The sequence below is a fragment of the Ideonella azotifigens genome, from assembly GCF_006519715.1.
Classification (GTDB): domain Bacteria; phylum Pseudomonadota; class Gammaproteobacteria; order Burkholderiales; family Burkholderiaceae_C; genus Ideonella; species Ideonella azotifigens.
On the sequence record NZ_VIDT01001063.1, the window covers coordinates 1 to 1,340 of the forward strand.

Consider the following 1,340-nt stretch of genomic DNA (forward strand, 5'->3'; position numbering starts at 1 on the left):
GACGCGGCCCGCACGCTGGCCCAGGCCCGCGAGGCGCAGGAACTGGCGCTGCGCCGGCTGGCCGAGGCGCTGACGCGCCAGCTGCAAAGCCTGTCCGATGCCAACGAACGCAAGCAGGCCGAGTTGCGTGTGGCCGTCGAGCAGCGCCTGTCCCAGCTGCAGCAGGGCAACGAGCAGAAGCTCGAACAGATGCGCGCCACCGTCGACGAAAAGCTGCACGCCACGCTGGAGCAGCGCCTGGGCGAAAGCTTTCGCCAGGTGGCCGAGCGGCTGGAGCTGGTGCACAAGGGCCTGGGCGAGATGCAGGGGCTGGCCCGCGACGTGGGCTCGCTGCAGCGCGTGCTGAACAACGTGAAGACCCGCGGTGTGTTCGGCGAGCTGCAGCTGGCGGCACTGCTGGAGCAGGTGTTGACGCCGGACCAGTACGCCGCCAATGTAGAAACCGTGCCTGGCAGCGGCGCACGGGTCGAGTTCGCGATCCGCCTGCCCGGCCGGCGCGACGACGGCCAGGCACTGTGGCTGCCGATCGACGCGAAATTCCCCCGTGAAGACTACGAGCGCCTGCTGCTGGCCCAGGAGCAGGCCGACCCGTTGGCAGCCGAAGCCGCAGCGCGCGCGCTGGAGGCCAGGCTGCGGCAGGAGGCGCGCAGCATCCGCGAGAAATACGTGGCAGCCCCGCACACCACCGACTTTGCCTTGCTGTTCCTGCCGACCGAGGGGTTGTACGCCGAAGCGCTGCGCCGACCGGGCCTGGTGGAAGGCTTGCTGCGGGACCATCGCATCACGCTGGTCGGCCCGACCACGCTGCTGGCCACGCTGAGCAGCCTGCAGATGGGCTTTCGCACGCTGGCGCTGGAAAAGCGCAGTGCCGAAGTCTGGGAGGTGCTGGGTGCCGTGAAGACCGAGTTCGGCAAGTTTGGCGAGGTGCTGGCCAAGACCAAGAAGAAGCTGGAGGAAGCCAGTTCCAGCATTGACGCGGCCGAGGTGCGCACCCGCGTGATGGCGCGCAAGCTCAAGGGCGTGGAGCAGATGGGCGAGCCGCAGGCGGCCAAGCTGCTGGGCGCGGTGGCTGCACCACTGGATGAACTGCGGGAGACCGGCGAATGACGGCCGCGGCTTCTGCCCAGGACGCGCTGCAGGACAAGCTGGCGATGCGCCGGGCGCTGCCCGCGGTGATCGGCGCACTGGTCGGTGTGCATGCGTCCATGGCCGCGACCCGCGTGACCGCCAGCCTGTTGCTGCTGCACCTGGGCTACCCGGAATGGATGGTGGGCACGCTGCTGTCGCTGTTCGCGCTGGCGCCACTGCCGCTGTCGCTGTGGGCCGGCCGGCAGGCAGAC

The 1,340-nt window shown here is 69.7% G+C and carries 1 protein-coding gene and 1 pseudogene; both read left to right on the top strand.

The window, feature by feature from the left end:
- On the top strand, nt 1-1,107 hold a 1,107-nt coding region (locus tag FKP22_RS30570), incomplete at its 5' end, for a DNA recombination protein RmuC (protein WP_141291953.1).
- Nucleotides 1,104-1,340, top strand: a pseudogene (locus FKP22_RS30575) (hypothetical protein); the annotation flags it as partial. The gene FKP22_RS30570 and the pseudogene FKP22_RS30575, both read left to right, overlap by 4 nt.